16 protein-coding genes are annotated in these 15,817 nt (G+C 63.6%); 14 read left to right on the plus strand and 2 right to left on the minus strand.

The genetic code is table 11. The annotated features are described in order from the left end of the window. Window positions 1–210 precede the first annotated feature (210 nt). Both NYP18_RS00005 and NYP18_RS00010 read left to right on the plus strand, forming a co-directional pair. Window positions 211–453 (plus strand): toxin HicA, encoded by a 243-nt coding sequence (locus tag NYP18_RS00005; RefSeq protein ID WP_259426035.1) that lies wholly within the window; start codon window positions 211–213, stop codon window positions 451–453. A 39-nt stretch (window positions 454–492) separates the two neighbouring features. Next, complete coding sequence (locus NYP18_RS00010; RefSeq protein WP_259426738.1) at window positions 493–819, plus strand: type II toxin-antitoxin system HicB family antitoxin; 327 nt, start codon at window positions 493–495, stop codon at window positions 817–819. 170 nt (window positions 820–989) lie between these two features. Here the strand turns inward: NYP18_RS00010 and NYP18_RS00015 are convergent, their stop codons facing one another. Next, complete coding sequence (locus tag NYP18_RS00015; protein WP_259426036.1) at window positions 990–2,234, minus strand: MFS transporter; 1,245 nt, start codon at window positions 2,232–2,234, stop codon at window positions 990–992. Window positions 2,235–2,336: 102 nt separating this feature from the next. Between NYP18_RS00015 and NYP18_RS00020 the strand changes: the two genes are divergently transcribed. Continuing rightward, on the plus strand, window positions 2,337–2,795 hold the full coding sequence (locus tag NYP18_RS00020) for a MarR family winged helix-turn-helix transcriptional regulator (RefSeq protein WP_259426037.1): 459 nt from the start codon (window positions 2,337–2,339) through the stop codon (window positions 2,793–2,795). Here NYP18_RS00020 and NYP18_RS00025 read toward each other — a convergent pair whose 3' ends face one another. Further along, complete coding sequence (locus tag NYP18_RS00025) at window positions 2,796–3,350, minus strand: MarR family winged helix-turn-helix transcriptional regulator (protein WP_259426038.1); 555 nt, start codon at window positions 3,348–3,350, stop codon at window positions 2,796–2,798. It abuts the gene before it with no gap. A gap of 545 nt (window positions 3,351–3,895) precedes the next feature. Between NYP18_RS00025 and NYP18_RS00030 the strand changes: the two genes are divergently transcribed. The 11 genes from NYP18_RS00030 to NYP18_RS00080 all read left to right on the plus strand — a co-directional run bounded on the left by NYP18_RS00030 (window position 3,896) and on the right by NYP18_RS00080 (window position 15,803). Beyond that, a complete protein-coding gene (locus NYP18_RS00030; RefSeq protein ID WP_259426039.1) occupies window positions 3,896–5,446 on the plus strand; it encodes a 4-hydroxyphenylacetate 3-hydroxylase N-terminal domain-containing protein in 1,551 nt (516 codons plus the stop codon). Window positions 5,447–5,461: 15 nt separating this feature from the next. Next, window positions 5,462–6,397, plus strand: a complete 936-nt coding sequence (locus NYP18_RS00035; protein ID WP_259426040.1) for a VOC family protein — start codon at window positions 5,462–5,464, stop codon at window positions 6,395–6,397. Continuing rightward, window positions 6,394–7,098, plus strand: coding sequence for an RraA family protein (locus tag NYP18_RS00040; RefSeq protein ID WP_259426041.1), 705 nt, complete (start codon window positions 6,394–6,396; stop codon window positions 7,096–7,098). The genes NYP18_RS00035 and NYP18_RS00040 overlap by 4 nt, the downstream gene beginning before the upstream one ends. 3 nt (window positions 7,099–7,101) lie before the next feature. Then, window positions 7,102–7,530, plus strand: a complete 429-nt coding sequence (locus NYP18_RS00045; protein WP_259426044.1) for a cupin domain-containing protein — start codon at window positions 7,102–7,104, stop codon at window positions 7,528–7,530. Between the two features lie 15 nt (window positions 7,531–7,545). After that, window positions 7,546–9,099, plus strand: coding sequence for an aldehyde dehydrogenase family protein (locus NYP18_RS00050; protein WP_259426046.1), 1,554 nt, complete (start codon window positions 7,546–7,548; stop codon window positions 9,097–9,099). 49 nt (window positions 9,100–9,148) lie between these two features. Continuing rightward, window positions 9,149–9,565: a RidA family protein gene (locus tag NYP18_RS00055; RefSeq protein ID WP_259426050.1), complete on the plus strand. Its 417-nt coding sequence runs from the start codon at window positions 9,149–9,151 to the stop codon at window positions 9,563–9,565. Window positions 9,566–9,608: 43 nt separating this feature from the next. After that, on the plus strand, window positions 9,609–11,081 hold the full coding sequence (locus NYP18_RS00060) for a purine-cytosine permease family protein (RefSeq protein ID WP_259426052.1): 1,473 nt from the start codon (window positions 9,609–9,611) through the stop codon (window positions 11,079–11,081). Window positions 11,082–11,125: 44 nt separating this feature from the next. Next, the gene (locus tag NYP18_RS00065; protein WP_259426053.1) at window positions 11,126–11,692 is read left to right on the plus strand and encodes a flavin reductase family protein; all 567 of its coding nucleotides are present in this window, start codon (window positions 11,126–11,128) and stop codon (window positions 11,690–11,692) included. A gap of 29 nt (window positions 11,693–11,721) precedes the next feature. After that, entirely contained in the window at window positions 11,722–12,906 is a 1,185-nt protein-coding gene (locus NYP18_RS00070; RefSeq protein ID WP_259426054.1) for an acyl-CoA dehydrogenase family protein, read from the plus strand. 145 nt (window positions 12,907–13,051) lie between these two features. After that, complete coding sequence (locus NYP18_RS00075; protein ID WP_259426056.1) at window positions 13,052–14,863, plus strand: sulfatase-like hydrolase/transferase; 1,812 nt, start codon at window positions 13,052–13,054, stop codon at window positions 14,861–14,863. Beyond that, window positions 14,856–15,803 (plus strand): formylglycine-generating enzyme family protein, encoded by a 948-nt coding sequence (locus NYP18_RS00080; RefSeq protein WP_304503482.1) that lies wholly within the window; start codon window positions 14,856–14,858, stop codon window positions 15,801–15,803. The genes NYP18_RS00075 and NYP18_RS00080 overlap by 8 nt, the downstream gene beginning before the upstream one ends. The last annotated feature ends 14 nt before the right edge of the window (window positions 15,804–15,817 follow it).

Genomic DNA, 15,817 nt, shown 5'->3' on the forward strand with positions numbered 1-15,817 from the left:
TAGCGGTAGCGAATCCCGGGGTGCCCCCAGGAATCAATCATCTAGGGGGCATGACCGCGTCGTCTGGTCGGTGGCGGCCTGGTATCGCCAGTTCTGCGCCGCCAGCTGCCGCGCCCCGTCCGAGTGGTGGACGGGTACGGGCTGATTCATTCCTGCGGAAGCGTCGACGACAGTACTGTATGTAGTACCATTTGGGTGTGGCAGGCAAAATTGAACAACTTCTACGAAAAATGGGGGGACTCTCCAGCCAATATCCGCTTCGTCGATCTTGAGAAGGTCTGCGACCACTTTTTCGAGAAACGTCCTTCGAAAAAGACCTCACATCAGACCTGCAAAACTCCCTGGATGGGCGACCCCCGCGTCAACATCCAGAACGATCGGGGTAAGGCAAAGCCCTGCCAGGTCCAGCAGGTTCTCCAGGCCGTGGAGAAACTGAAAAGCCACCAGCACTGAACAACATAAGAAACAAGAACTCGTGAAGGAGGTGCCATGATGAACCCCGAGAAGTACACCTACCAGGTTTCCTGGTCGGAAGAAGACCAGGAATACGTTGCCACCGTACTGGAATTTCCTTCCCTCTCCTGGCTTGCCCCTGATCGCCAGGAAGCGGAAAACAGCCTGGTTGAGCTGGTCGCTGACGTCCTGGAGGACATGGCCGACAACGCTGAAACCATCCCCGTGCCCTTGGGCGAGCGTTCCTACTCCGGGAAATTCAACGTTCGCACGCCACGCTCCCTGCATCGCCGCTTAGTCATGGAGGCGCAGGCTGAAGGTGTTTCCCTGAACGCCTGGATCAACCAGAAGCTGGCCTCCGCCTAGGGACCGGGAGGCTGGGGACAAGCCGCAATTCCACGCAGGAAACTCTCCCCTTGTGTGAACTGCACCCCTGAAGGTGGACTCAGAAATTGATGCCCACTCCAGAGGTGCAGTTTTTTGTGCCACCATGGGCACTCTTCAACGAACCAGCGTTATGTTTGCATTTATGCAGATTAGTGAGCGCGCACCTGCCTGCGTCCGTGGACCGCGTGGTAGTAACCGGCGGTGAGCACGGCGACGACCGCGAGCAGACCGTACATGGTGCCGTAGCTGGTCGCGGCGATGAGGAAGCCGAGCAGGACGGGGCCCAGGCCGAAGCCCAGGTCCATGAACAGCAGCAGGGTGGACAGGCCGGTGCCCAGGGTCTCCCGGGAGACGGACTTGACCGCGATGGCCTGGCAGGCGGGCATGAGCGTGCCGTAGCCGAGACCCATCAGCACACCGGCGGTGACGATGTGCCAGTCGGCGTTGGCCACGGCCAGCAGCGCCAGTGCCAGCATGAAGCTGACCAGGCCCAGGTAGATGACGATGTTGTCACCGCGCCGGTCCTGCAGGCGTCCCAGGAGGGGGCGCATGAGCAGCATCGTCACGGCGTAGGCGATGAAGAACATGCCCGCCCCGGCCACCACGTCCCGCTCGACGGCATAACCGTTGAGGTAGGTGATCACGCCGGAGTAGCCCAGACCCACCAGCATGAGAAAAACGCCGATGGGCAGGACCGCGGGGTGGACGACGTTGCGGAGGGAGAACCGTGGGCGCTCCGGCTTCACGCCGGATTCCCGGATGGCCTTCCTTGCCGCAGCCTCAGCCTGGCGCTGGGCAGCCGGAGGACGGAGGAAGAGGCTGAGCAGCAGGCCGAGCGCCGCGGTGGCGGCGGTGGCGACGAAGAGGATCTCATAGGTGAAGGAGCTGACCAGGAACAGCCCCACGGCCGGACCGATCGCGGTGGCCAGCGTGGTGGACAGCGCGAAATAGCCGGTGCCCTCCGCACGACGCCTGGTGGGGATGGCTGTCTGGGCGATCGTCATCAGGGCGGTACTGGCGAAGGCGAAGGCCATGCCGTGGACCGTGCGCACCGCCAGCAGTAGCGGGAGAGTGTCCGCGAAGAGGTAGAGGACCGAGGCGATCGTCGCGACGCTGGCGGCGACGAGCAGAATCGACCGTTTGCCCATCGTGTCGATGAGGTAACCGCAGAAGATGCGTGCGATGGTCGCGCCGATGACGAACGAGCTGGCCGCCAGGCCGCTGGCGGTCTGGGAGGCCGCGAATTCGCGGACGGCGTACAGCGCCATCGTGGTGACCAGCAGGTAGAAGAGCAGTGCCTGGATGAAGTTGGCCACCCAGGCCAGTACGAACGTCGGGGTGATCAGGCGTTCGCGGGGCGTGCGGGTGGCTGGGGGGGGACAGCTGTTCAACATCAGCAGGAGCCGTCAAGTAGATTCTCCTATCAGTAAAAATTATTTGTATAATGCAAATGATATGCCGGAAAGGGAGATTTCACAATCACATCCTCAGCAGCCATGGACGGCCACCCCGACGATCTCGTCTACGAGTACATGCTCATGTCCCGGTACGCCGTGACCGGCACCCACCCCGACGGCCGCCGCGATGCGCTCGAACGCAGCGCCATGATCCTGCTCGCCCGCCTCGTCGCCGAAGGACCCATGACGGTCGCCGAGCTTGCCGACGCCTTCGACCTCGACGTCTCCACCATCCACCGGCAGGTCGCCGCCGCCATGAAGAACAATCTCATCCTGCGTATCGACGACCCCGAGGGGGGCGTGGCCCGCCGACACCGGCCCACCGCCGAGGGTAGACGCCGCTACGAGGAGGAGCTCGCCGCACGACGGGCGTATGTGGACCGGGTCGTGGCGGACTGGTCAGCGGAGGACCGCCGCACCTTCGTCGGCTACCTGCGCCGCTTCAACGAGAACATGGAGCAGCTGCTCGACCGGCCGTGGCCGCGCGGGGAGTTCTGATCAGCGGTCAATGATCTGGGCCCGGACCTCTTTCGCCCTCGGTGACTGCATGAGTTTGTCCAGGAGCGCGATGAGTAGGTCCCTCTCGATCTCCGTGAGCCCCCCGGCCCACTCGGATTCCACGGCGTTGTGGTCGTGGAAGGCCTGTGAGATGTACTCCGACCCTTTCTCTGACAGTGAGATGACCACGGCGCGGCCGTCGTTCCGGGACTTGCGTCTGGTGACCAGGCCCTCCTTCTCCAGCTGCTTCGTGAGGTTGGAGATCTGGGATCGCCGCATGCCGGTGACCGTCGCCAGCTGATTTGAGGGCATCTCGCCGTAGACCCAGAGTGCGAACAGGTATCGGAAGATCGCCCAGGAGTGTCCTCGGGGGCGGTGGATCACCTCTTCCACATCCATCGAGACCAGGCGCGCAGCCCGGTCAAGCGAGATGATCAGCTGGTTCGCCTCGACGTCGGCACCCGGGCTCTTCTCCGGAACCATCTCCCTGGCCATGCGGACCATCGCCCAGAAATCAAGATCCGCAGGTGGGACGGGTGGGGCATCATCGCCCATCAGTCTCCCCTTCCTTGCTGTGCTCGCGGGAGTTGCCGGGACGCTGGGGGTCGTAGGGGACCGGTCCCGTTCAGTGGTCTTGACGTTCATGTTAGTTCTCCCAGTTGATGGCGGGGCAATGGGTCACTCCGCGAGTGGTCGACAGATCTGCGCTCCCAGCCTCGGATGCTGGTGGAGCACGCGCAGAAACTACCCCCGGAATGGGGTAATTTGCGATGGCCTCTAAGGCTTTATTTCCGGAGGGGCTGCCCGGAGATGATTTCACAAGTGAACTAAATAGTGCCAGCCAGGAGCACTAATTTATTCTCTGCTAATTGTGCAAAGTATCGATTGGCCTATTTGTAGATCGGTGCTGTCTGCCTTCCCTGACGGGGGAAGCCATTGCCTGCATCACTCGCGGACAGTAGCGTGATCACCACCACAGCAGGGGTCGGCGCAGCAAAGTCGACCGGTGGCCACACCAAGTAGAGAATGCGGCTTTACCTGCATTTACTGCAAAGAAGCGCGACTGTGCGACGGACAGTTCGCTCAGAAGGAGCCCCGAAATGAACAAGAATTTCATCCCATTCACCGGCCAGGAGTACCTGGACACCCTCAACGATGACCGCGAAGTATGGATTTACGGCGAGCGTGTCGAGAATGTGGCGGAACACCCCGCATTCCGAAACTCTGCCCGGATGATTGCACGAATGTACGATTCTCTTCATGATCCGGAGCGGAAAGATATTCTGACTGTCCCCACCGAGTGGGGTGGTTTCACCCACCGCTTCTTCCGCGCCGCCGAGACCGTCGACGAGCAGGTGGCCCAACGTGATGCCATCGCCGAGTGGCAGAAGATCGCCTGGGGCTGGATGGGCCGTTCCCCCGACTACAAGGGCTGCTTCCTGGGCACCCTCGGTGCCAACGCCGAGTTCTACCGCGGCTACGAGGACAACGCCCGCAACTGGTACCGCAAGGCGCAGGAAAAGACCTTCTACGTCAACCACGCCATCATGAACCCGCCGGTGGACCGCGGAGCGGGTCCGGACGCCGGCAAGGATGTCTTCATCCGTGTCACCAAGGAAGACGAGAACGGCATCTATGTCACCGGCGCCAAGGTCGTGGCGACAGGTTCCGCCCTGACCCACTACACCTTCGTCGGACATGTCGGACAGGTCGCCATCCAGGATCCGGCCTATTCCCCGGTGTTCATCATGCCGACCAATTCCCCGGGCGTGAAACTGCTCTGCCGTGTCTCCAACGAGCAGCGCGCAGCCGTCCTGGGCAGCCCCTTCGACTACCCGTTGTCGTCGCGCCTGGATGAGAACGACGCCATCCTCGTCCTGGACAACGTCTTCGTCCCGTGGGAGAACGTCTTCATCCACAACGATCTCGAGCAGGCCAACCGCTACAACATCCACTCCGGTTACCTCGAGCGGGCTTCCCTTCACGGTTGCACCCGTTTCGCAGTGAAGATGGACTTCCTTGTCGGCATGCTGACAAAGGCCCTCGAGGTCACCGGTGCAGATCAGTTCCACGGGGTGAAGTCGCAGCTCGGGGAGGTAATCGCCTGGCGCAACACCTTCTGGGCGCTTTCCGACGCCATGGCGAAGTCCGCCATCCCCTGGAAGAACGGCATGATCCAGCCCGATCCGCAGCACGCCGGTGCCTACCGCGTGATGAACCAGCTGGCCATGCCCAAGATCAAGAACATCATCGAGCAGGTCGTCGCGTCCGGCCTGATCTACCTGAACTCCCACGCCGTCGACTTCCAGACCCCGGAGATCCGTGGCTACCTGGACACCTACCTGCGTGGTTCCGACGGCATCGACGCCATCGAGCGCGTGAAGGTAATGAAGATGCTCTGGGACGCCATCGGCACCGAGTTCGGCGCCCGTCATGAGCTCTACGAGATCAACTACATCGGCTCCAACGATGTCACCCGTCAGACCAACCTCTTCGGCGCCATGGGCAACGGCACCCTGCAGTACTGCAAGGACTTCGCCCAGGCGGCGATGGACGAGTACGACCTTGACGGATGGACCACGCCGGACCTGATCGGCAACGACGACGTCAGCGTCCTCAAGCAGCACAAATCAGTTCCGACTCTGATTTAGGAGGAGAACACCACCATGGCACGAGCAGTTGAATGCGCCCAGGTGTCCTACGCGGCACCTGACCTCAAGGAAGCGGAGCGTTTCCTCACAGCCTTCGGTTTCACCCGCATCCCGGAGAGCACGGATGAGGTCCTCTATATGCGGGGTACCAGCGACCAGCACCACATCCATGTGACGCACAAGGCCGAGAAGCAGCGTTTCCTCGGTGCGACCATCGAGGTGGAGAGTCACGCCGACCTGGAGGAGCTCGCCGCTCTTGAAGGGTCTTCGGAGATCTACGACTCAGAGGAGCCGGGTGGGGGACAGGTAGTGCTCATGCACACCCCCGACGGCGTCCCCATCCGGGCCATCCACGGCCGTGCCAAGGCCGAGCCGCTGGCGGACCGGGAACCGTTCAAGTTCAACAATCTCCACGATAAGCAGCGCATCGGCGACTCCGTCCGGATCAAGCGGGAGCCGTGCACCGTCAACCGCCTGGGTCACTTCGTCCTTCACGTGAGCAACCACGGCGAGACCGTCGGTTGGTTCAAGGAGCGCTTCAACTTCCTGGACTCCGACTACTTCGTCCCGCCGGGGGAGGAGGGCCCGATCGTGGGTACCTTCCTCCGCCTGGATCGCGGTGAGGAACTCGTGGACCACCATTTCATGCTGGTCCTGCAGTCCGACTGGGTGGGCGTGCACCACTCCGCCTTCGAGGTCCTGGATCTGGATGCCGTGATGTCCGCTCACGACCACCTCATCGCCGAGGGTTTTACCCCGGACGTGGGGGTCGGCCGGCACCTGCTCGGCAGCCAGATCTTCGACTACTGGAAAGACCCGAACGGCTTCCGGATCGAGCATTACACCGACGGTGACGTGGTCAATTCCAGCCACGTCCCCACCAAGTTCAACGGCACCGCGAGTGAGACCACCCAGTGGGGTAGCCGCCCACCCCTGGAGTTCTTCCAATGACACTGAGCAATGAAACCCGTGCCCACCTGCAGCAGGCCGGCACCCCGAACGTGGCCAACCGGCTCCTGCGCAGGGGCTTCCGCAACGTGGTCATGCAGGGCATCGGCCCGCTCGACCGGGATCAACCCAAGCTGATCGGTGAGGCATTCACCCTCCGCTTCATTCCGGCGCGGGAGGACCTCGATTCGATGAAGAACTACGGCCTGGAGACCAACCTCCACCGACGCGCCATCGAGGAGTGTCCCTCGGAGAAGGTCCTGGTCATCGATGCTTTCGATGACACCCGGGCCTCGGCGATGGGGGACATGATGGCCCGCCGTCTGGCTCGCCGGGGTGCCGCCGGCGTGGTCACTAACGGTGGTTTCCGCGATGCCGACGGCATCCTCGGCACCGGCCTGCCGTGCTACCACCGGCAGGCGGCTGTCCCGGCCACACCGATCCACCTGCACCCGGTCGCGATCGACGAACCCGTCGGGATGGGTGGAGTGGCCGTCTACCCCGGCGACGTCATCTTCGGTGACGCCGACGGAGTGGTGGTCATACCCGCAGACGTTGCCGCCGCAGTTGCCGCGGAGGCCGCCGACGACGCAGCGTATGAAGTTTTCGCCGCCGAGAAGATAGCCGAGGGGCGCACGCTCTTCGAGGTCTTCCCGGCGACCGAGACCAGCTACCGAGAATTCGACGAACAAAGGAATCAGTAAATCATGGAGAACTTCACGTTCAATGCCGAGTCCCTGGAGAAGCTCGTTCACGACACGGACATCCGTGACGAGGACTGGCTCGACTTCCCGGAGTACGGCTTCAAGCAGTACTTCCTCCACAAGAACCCGGAGACCGGCGCCTCCATCGCCCTGCTCAGGTACGAGAAGGGCGGGAACATCCCGGTCAAGCACACCCACGCCTCCAATCAGTTCATGTACTGCCTGGAGGGCGACTACGAGTACACCGACTCGAAGCTGCGGCTGAAGCCCGGTTCCTTCTACATGAACCCCAAGGACCACCCGCACGGACCGACCCTGGCCCACGAGCCGAGCCTGCTCATCGAGATTTACGACGGGCCGCACTACTACGAAAAGCCCGAGTACCACACCGATGAGACCATCGGCGAGTTCATCGTCGATGAGAACAAGTAAGGAAGAAGGAGACACATGGTTACCGCGATCAAGCAGCGTTTCGACACCGCCGAGGTTCTGGAGAAGTTCGGCCTGGACCAGATCCACCCCGGCACCTACTCCTCCGCCACCGGCTGGGTCGGCGGAGAGGACCGCCCGGTCATCGAGGCGGAGTGCCCCGCCGACGGCGAGATCGTCGCCTGCATCTCCGCCTCGGTGGAGTCCGACTGGGAAACCATCATTGCCAATGCCGTCGAGGCACAGAAAAAGTGGCGCAACGTCCCGGCTCCCACCCGTGGTGAGTTCATCCGCCGCATCGGCCAGCTCATCGAGGAGAATCACGAGGACCTCGCCGCCATCGTGGCCCTGGACACCGGCAAGTCCATCGCCGAGTCCAAGAGCGAGCTGAAGGAATCCATCGACATGGCAGGTCTGGCCGCCGGCCAGTCCCGCATGATGTACGGCTTCACCCAGCAGTCCCAGCGCGTCGACCACCGCATGTACGACCAGTACCACCCGCTCGGTGTCATCGGCATCATCTCCGCCTACAACTTCCCGGCCAACGTGTGGGCACAGAACGGTTTCCTCGCCGCCATCGGCGGAAACACCGTCATCTGGAAGCCGAGCCCGAAGGTGCCGCTGACAGCCATCGCCATCCAGCAGCTGGTCAACCAGGCCGCGGAAGAGTACGACGCCCAGGGTGTGTTCTCGCTCTACCTCCCGGCGGAAAACGAGGCCGCCGAGCACGTCATCTCCGACGTCCGCGTTGATCTGGTGTCCTTCACCGGTTCGACCGAGGTGGGCAAGCTCGTCTCCGAGACCGTCTCGCAGACCCTGGGGCGCCGCTACCAGCTGGAGTGCTCCGGAAACAACGGTTGCATCGTCGACGAGACGGCCGACCTGGAACTGGCAGCCCGCGCCCTCACCTTCGGCACCGTCGGCACGACCGGCCAGCGCTGCACCTCCACCCGCCGGGTGATCGCCCACGTGAGCATCGTCGACAAGCTCGTCGAGCTGATGGCCGAGGCCTTCGCGCAGATCCCGATCGGTGACCCGCGTGACCCGGACACCATGGTCGGCCCGCTCATCGACAGCGCTGCCGTGGAGGACTACAGGCGGGTGCTCGAGCAGGCCACCGCCGACGGCGCGCAGATCGCCTACGGCGGCAACGTCATCGACCGCCCGGGCCTCTACGTCGAGCCCACGATCCTCACCGGCGTTGACCCGCAGTCCTCCACCGCCCAGGAGGAGACCTTCGTCCCGATCGTCTCCGTCCTCACCTACGAGACCCTGGAGGAGGCCATCGACATCCACAACGACGTCGTCCAGGGCCTCGCGTCGGGCATGCACTCGACCAACCTCACCAACATCGAGACCTTCCTGTCCGCCCGCGGTTCCGACTGCGGCATCGTGCGCATCAACATGGGCACCACCGGTGCTGACATCGGCGCGGCCTTCGGCGGTGAAAAGGAGACCGGTGGCGGACGTACCGCCGGCTCGGACTCCTGGAAGACCTTCATGCGCCGCCAGTCCGTCTGCGTCAACTGGGGCGGTAAGAGCCCCTGGGACAAGCAGATCGCCTTCAACTGAGCTGCACCCTCCGACCTCCCCATCCTCCACTGAAAGACAAGGAATCATCATGAGCACCGCAACCACCGCCAAGAAGAACCGCATCCTCTCCCCCAAGGTCGGCGAGCCCGCTGAGGGCATGTGGTCGAACTGCCTGCGTATCGACGACCAGATCTTCGTCTCCGGTCTCACCTCACGCGGCCTGGACGGCAAGACCATCGAAGGTGAGAACGAGTACGAGCAGTCCCAGGTCATCTTCACCAAGATCAAAAACCTTGTTGAGGCCGCCGGCGCCCAGATGGACGACGTGGTCAAGATGACCATCTACGTCACCAACATGGCTGAGAACCACCACGTCTGGAAGGCCCGCAAGGAGTTCTTCACCGGAGACTTCCCGGCCTGCACCCTGGTCGAGGTCTCCGCACTGGCCAACCCCCAGATCCTCGTGGAGATCGAAGCGATCGCCATCGCCGGTGTCTCCTCCTAGAACCAGAACCCTTCACCCCTTGATCCCGAGACGAGGACATAATATGTCTCTTCGCACCCCAGACGGCATGGCCGTCGGCACCCAATCCATCGACAGTTCGCTCGCTGCGGCAGCAGAGGATCACGCACTGGTGCGTGTCCCTCAGGAAGAGCGCAAGGGTGGCTGGTACCTGGCCCTGAGCCCGGTTTCCGTGGCCACGGCCCTGGTCCTCTTCGCCATCGGCGGCTTCGCCGTCGTCCTCGCCGGCTTCAAGGTCGGCCTCATCACAGGCCTGGTTATCGCGGTCATCGGAGCCGTGCTGGGCAAGACCCTGTCCATGATCGCCTTCCGGTCCGGTGTCTCCAGCACCATCACGTCGAGGTTCTTCGGCTTCGGCCAGAAGGGTTCCGTCTTCGGCTCGGCGATCTTCGCCTTCATGATCATCGGCTTCCTGGCCATGGAGTCAGCTCTCCTCTACGAGGGGACCCTGCTCATGTTCGGCTGGTCCGACAGTTGGCTGACGCGGATCCTGCTCTACGGCGCCCTCACCCTGGCCTGGATCGCCCTGGCGATCTTCGGCCTCAAGGTCGCGCTGCGTTCCTCCCTGGTCATGATCGTCATCACCCTGGCGGTCGCGCTCTACATGGTCATCTACATCTACGGCATCCAGGGGAACAACCCCATGGACGTCTTCAACTACACCGGAGTCGTCGAGGGCGGCTTCTGGGCCAAGTTCTCCGCTGCTTTCGCGGTCATGGGTGCCACCGCCGGAACGATTTCCCTGGTCACCATGGACTTCGCCCGCTACGCCCGCACCCAGCGGGACGTGACCATCCTGGCCCTGGCGGGACCTCTCGTCCAGAACATCCTCATGCTGGTCCTCGGCGCCCTCATTGTCATCGGCGGCATGCCGCAGGTCATCGACTACCTCATGGCCCGCGATGCCGGCCTCACCCCCGAGGCCGCGGCTGCCGCAGCCGGCGGGTTCGTGATGAGCAACACCGGTGCGTTCTTCGTCATCTTCGCCGGTTGGATCGGGTTCATCACCATCTACGCCTCCCAGGCGAAGGCCCAGGCCATCAACGCCTACTCCGGCTCCCTCTCCCTGGTCAACATGATCGACGCCCTCACCGGGTGGAGCCCGGGCCGTGCCGTCATGGTCGTGGTCGCCAACATCATCGGCCTGCTGATGATCGGCGCCGGAATCCTCCACCAGTTCGCCGCCTACCTGGCCTACCTGGGCTGCTGGACCCTGGCGATGAGCGCGATCATGATCGCCGACTACTTCTTCGTCCGCCGCCACATCAAGGAACACAACTTCGACCGGGTGGAGAACTGGAACTGGGCCGGCCTGCTCACCCTGGTCGCCTCCAGCGTCATCGGCATGGGGCTGATGTACACCGGGATCTTCGACCTCGGGTTCATCATCTCCGGTGTCCTGGCCCTCGTCCTCTACCCGGCGCTCCGGAAGCTGCTTCCGGAAGGCACCGGCACCACCTTCACATCCAAGTCCGAAGCCATGGTCGAGGCGCTGTAGCGTCATCCGACCCCACCGCGATCTTCCCAACTGAGGTGTCCATCATGACTGTCCCCACCATCTGGTCCCGCGAAATCCACGAGCCCATCTCCGAGGCGACCACACTGACATCGGCGCAGGCCATCCCGATGCAGCATGACCCCCGCCAGCTGCGTAACACCCTCGGCAACTTCGCCACAGGCGTCACCGTCATCACCTACGAATCCGAAGGCTCCTACTACGGTGTGACCGTCAACTCCTTCACCTCGGTGTCGATGGATCCGCCCCTGGTGCTGGTTTCCCTCATGCGTTCCTCGCGGGCCCTGACCTATCTGATGGAACGCCCCTTCGCAGTCAACATCCTCGGTGCGGACCAGCTGCCCACCGCCCTCCAGTTCGCCGGCAAGCCCCAGGACGGACACCAGATCGAGTGGGTCACTGATGAAACCGCACCGCGGCTCAACGGTTCCCTGGCCTACTTCCAGTGCACCCCGTGGGCCGGCCATGACGGCGGCGACCACATCCTCGTACTGGGCAAGGTGCTCTCCTACGGACAGCGTGACGACGAAGACCCCCTCGTGTTCTACCGCGGCCAGTGGAAGGAACTGGCCGAGGTCACGGACGTGAAGTGAAGCAGCAGAAGACCCCAAGGAGAGAAGCCATGACCACCAGTATCGGACCCCGACTCGACGTCAACAGCGTCCTGGACGCCATTGACGACATCTACAACCTGCTCCAGGCGGAGGCGGAGGACAGCGAGCGTCTCCGCCGCCCCACCCCGCCGGTGCAGGAGGCACTGAAGAACAGCGGTGTCTTCCGGCTGCTGCTGCCCGTCGAGTACGGCGGTGCTGAGGCCAACCCCCTCGAGCTTCTCCAGGTGATCAGCCGGCTCTCGCGTGCCGACGGCTCCCTCGGCTGGCTGGCCCGCGTGCTCACCTCCGAGACCGGTTACGCCGCCGCCTCCCTGCCGGAGGAGACCGCCCGCGAACTCTTCGGCGGTGAGAACAAGGCACTGGTGGCCGGACTCGCCTCCATGGACTTCTCGGGTACAGCGCGCCGGGTCGACGGCGGTTACATCGTCAACGGCGAGTGGCAGTACGTCCCGGGCCTGTCCATGGCCACCCACGTTGACCTCGGCGTCACGGTCGAGGAGAACGGTGAGCGGCTCATCTGCGTCGTTCCGCGGTCGTCGTTACGCGTCAACGACAACTGGAACATGCTCGGCCTGCTCTCCTCCGGGACCCTCGACTACGCTGCCTGGGAACTGTTCGTCCCGGACAATTACACCTTCCTGCCCGGCGCGGAGCACCTTGCGCGTGGCCCCGAGATCCTCCGGCTGAGCCCCTCCGCGCTCGCCACCCTCAACCAGGGCGCCTGGTCGCAGGGAGTGGGGGAGCGCATCCTCGGTGAACTCAAGAACCTGACCCAGGAGACTCGTGGGCAGCGCGACCGGGACGTCACCAGCGCCGAGTTCTACGCCGAGTTCGCCCGGCACTACTCACATGTGCGGGGCACCGGGGCGCTGCTCCGGGAGATCTGGGGTGAGGTGAATGACGACCTGGCCAACGACACAAAGCCGGACACCGAACTGCAGACGATGATGCGCCTGGCGGCCGCCCTGTCCACACGCACGGTCCTGGAGATCAGCCATCTCGCGCATCGCTTCGCCGGCGGCAACGTCATGCGCGACGGCGTGCTCCAGCGCTTCTTCCGCGACGGCCACGCCGGCACCCAACACCGGGGCACCGCCCACCTGGTGACCCAGCAATGCGGTGAACTCCTCTCCGGCACCCTGCCGGAAGATACCCACTGGGGCTTCTACGATCTGGTGATCCCGGAACAGTAGTCCCCTGCCTCCCAGGCAGCTGATCCGGTGGACTCCAGACCATGTCCACCGGATCAGTTTTCTTTCCCCACCCCCTCCTGATGCGGGCCGAATCCGGTGCCCCATCGACCTCCCTGTTTCCCCGACATCGGAAGACCAGAATCAGATGAAACGATCCTCCCGGAACAATCCCACCCGTGCCGCTTTGACCGGTCTCTCGCTGGGAGCCACGACGCTTCTTACCGCGACTCTCGTGGGTTGCGGAAGCACCTCGGCCACCACGAGTTCCGCACCCGCAGCACAGGAGCAGCCGAACATCATGATGGTGCTTCTCGACGACCTCGGTTATTCCGACCTCGCCTCCTACGGCGGTGAGGTGGAGACCCCGAACATTGACGCCCTGACCCGGGAAAGCGCCCAGTTCACCGACTTCCACGCCTACCCGCTGTGCGCCCCCACCCGTGCAGCCCTGATGACCGGGCAGGACCCCCACCGGGTCGGCCTGGGTTCCATGGAGAACCTCACCCCGCCTGGCGTGCCGCAGACCACCCCGGGCTACAAGGGCAGCCTGGAAGGGGAGTTCACCGGCATCGCCGACCTGCTGGGTGAGGAAGGATATGACACCTACCAGGTGGGCAAGTGGCACTTGGGCGAGGGCGAGGGTCAGACCCCGCAGGACCTCGGCTTCGACGAGAACTTCACCCTCTATGACGCAGGTGCCTCCTATTTCTCGGACGGATACCGTCTGTCCCAGCGGACCCAGGAACCGTTCGACACCGTCATTTACGAGCGCAATGGCGAGACCGTTGACAAGCTGCCCGACGACTTCTTCGCCACCCGCTCCTACACCGACGAGATGCTCCAGATGGTGGACAAGAGCGTGGAATCAGACACTCCCTTCTTCAGCTATCTCGCCTACACCGCCCCGCATGATCCCCTGCACGTGGAGAACAAGGAGCTCATCGATAAATATCTTGACCTCTACCTGGGCGACTACAACTACAACGACCTGCGCGACGACCGTATCCAGCGCATGGTGGATCTGGGTATTCTCGATGCCGCCCCGGAGACCCGCTGGCCGGAGCAGGTCCCGGAGTGGGACTCCCTCAACGAGGAGCAGCGCACGGATCTGGTCTACCGTATGGCCGTCTACGCTGCGGCGATCCATGAGGCTGACGAGCAGGTTGGCCGGGTCATCGACCATCTCAAACAGACCGGCGAGTACGACAACACCCTCATCGTCGTGGCCAGTGACAACGGTGCGGCTGCCAACACCCATGAACTGTATGTCCGGCCAGGTACCGAAGGCTGGCACAAGAAGTTCTACCCGCTGATGGGTGAGGTCGAGTCCTACGGCCATGAGGGGTCCTTCCCCTCCCTGGGTCTGCCCAACGCGCAGGTGTCCTCCGGCCCGTTCTTCCACGCGAAGAATACCCTCTTCGAGGGTGGTACGCGGGTGGCGGCAGTGATCAAGACGCCGTCGGCAAGCGGTGACGCTGAGCCCCGCATGGTGGACACCTTCGCCCACATCACCGACCTGTATCCGACCTTCGCCGACTATGCGGGCGCGGATCTCGCTTCTGCCGGCACCCTGGCGGGGGATTCCGTCAGACCGTTGCTGGAGGGTGCCTCGGAGACCATCGGTGACGATGATTTCGCCTGGGAGCACTTCGGGCACCGCTCCTACCGTTCCGGGGACTGGAAGTTGATCTTCACCCCGGAGCCGATGGGTGGCACCGGTGACTATGCGCTGTACAACCTTGCCGAGGACCCGGGTGAGACCCGCGACGTCATCGCCGACCACCCGGACATCGCGCGGGACCTGGAGGAGAAGTGGGAACGCTACGCCGAGGACAACGGAGTGGTGGTGGTCGACTTTGCGGCCGCCAACGAAGCCGCCCCGCGTTCCGCGGCACTGTCCTTCTCCATCGACTGGGCCAGCGAGATGAAGGCTTCCGACGGCGCGACCAATGGGTAGTTGCTGCACCCCGTCGGTGGCCGAACTGTCTTCCCCGGATACGGCCGACAAGACTGGTGTTTCCCCCGTTCGTGCCACATCTGCGCCGGGCGAGTTCGTGAATGTCCCCGCCGGGACCTTCACCATGGGTGACCACCACGGCGAGGGTTATCTCCAGGACGGGGAAACTCCCCTCCACCCGGTGTCGCTGGAAGCCTTCCGCATGCAGGCCACGACGGTGACCAACGCCCAGTTCCGGGAATTCGTCGAGGCCACCGACTACCGCACCACTGCCGAGCAGTTCGGGGTGTCCGCCGTCTTCTATGCGGCTTTACAGGGGCAGCGCGCCGACATCCTCAATCAGGCGGCCGGTGTGCCCTGGTGGTTGGCCGTCAAAGGTGCTGATTGGCGTCATCCCAACGGGCCAGCCTCCACCCTGGCTGGACTGGAGGACCACCCCGTGGTCCACGTGTCCTGGCATGACGCCCAGGAATACTGCCGGTGGGCAGGTACTCGGTTACCCACCGAAGCCGAATGGGAGTACGCCGCCCGTGGTGGGCTGGAAGGCGCACGCCTGGCCTGGGGTGATGAGCTGACCCCGGGCGGGGAGTGGAACTGCAATATCTGGCAGGGCCGTTTCCCCCACGAGAACTCCGCCGAGGACGGTTACCTCACCACCGCACCGGTGAACAGCTACCGGCCCAACGGCTACGGCCTGTGGCAGATGGCGGGCAATGTGTGGGAGTGGTGCCAGGACTGGTTCGACCCCGGCTACTACGCCAATGCTTCGCTGACGGATCCCCGGGGCCCTGAGGCTGGGGAGCACCGGGTGCTGCGGGGCGGGTCGTATCTGTGCCACGACTCCTACTGCAACCGGTACCGGGTGGCGGCGCGCAACTCCAACACCCCGGAATCCACTTCCGGCAACATCAGTTTCCGGGTGGTCATCTCCGGGGGATGAGGTGAAGTCGGGGG

It is taken from the genome of Corynebacterium lemuris (genome assembly GCF_024919295.1).
In the GTDB taxonomy this organism is placed as follows: domain Bacteria; phylum Actinomycetota; class Actinomycetes; order Mycobacteriales; family Mycobacteriaceae; genus Corynebacterium; species Corynebacterium lemuris.

Coding starts and splice junctions, on each gene's coding strand:
- NYP18_RS00040 (WP_259426041.1), top strand. CDS start 6,394: ATGACACTGAGCAATGAAACCCGTGCCCACCTGCAGCAGGCCGGCACC.
- NYP18_RS00030 (WP_259426039.1), top strand. CDS start 3,896: ATGAACAAGAATTTCATCCCATTCACCGGCCAGGAGTACCTGGACACC.
- NYP18_RS00020 (WP_259426037.1), top strand. CDS start 2,337: ATGGACGGCCACCCCGACGATCTCGTCTACGAGTACATGCTCATGTCC.
- NYP18_RS00025 (WP_259426038.1), bottom strand. CDS start 3,350: ATGGGCGATGATGCCCCACCCGTCCCACCTGCGGATCTTGATTTCTGG.
- NYP18_RS00035 (WP_259426040.1), top strand. CDS start 5,462: ATGGCACGAGCAGTTGAATGCGCCCAGGTGTCCTACGCGGCACCTGAC.
- NYP18_RS00010 (WP_259426738.1), top strand. CDS start 493: ATGAACCCCGAGAAGTACACCTACCAGGTTTCCTGGTCGGAAGAAGAC.
- NYP18_RS00070 (WP_259426054.1), top strand. CDS start 11,722: ATGACCACCAGTATCGGACCCCGACTCGACGTCAACAGCGTCCTGGAC.
- NYP18_RS00060 (WP_259426052.1), top strand. CDS start 9,609: ATGTCTCTTCGCACCCCAGACGGCATGGCCGTCGGCACCCAATCCATC.
- NYP18_RS00045 (WP_259426044.1), top strand. CDS start 7,102: ATGGAGAACTTCACGTTCAATGCCGAGTCCCTGGAGAAGCTCGTTCAC.
- NYP18_RS00055 (WP_259426050.1), top strand. CDS start 9,149: ATGAGCACCGCAACCACCGCCAAGAAGAACCGCATCCTCTCCCCCAAG.
- NYP18_RS00075 (WP_259426056.1), top strand. CDS start 13,052: ATGAAACGATCCTCCCGGAACAATCCCACCCGTGCCGCTTTGACCGGT.
- NYP18_RS00015 (WP_259426036.1), bottom strand. CDS start 2,234: ATGTTGAACAGCTGTCCCCCCCCAGCCACCCGCACGCCCCGCGAACGC.
- NYP18_RS00065 (WP_259426053.1), top strand. CDS start 11,126: ATGACTGTCCCCACCATCTGGTCCCGCGAAATCCACGAGCCCATCTCC.
- NYP18_RS00080 (WP_304503482.1), top strand. CDS start 14,856: ATGGGTAGTTGCTGCACCCCGTCGGTGGCCGAACTGTCTTCCCCGGAT.
- NYP18_RS00050 (WP_259426046.1), top strand. CDS start 7,546: ATGGTTACCGCGATCAAGCAGCGTTTCGACACCGCCGAGGTTCTGGAG.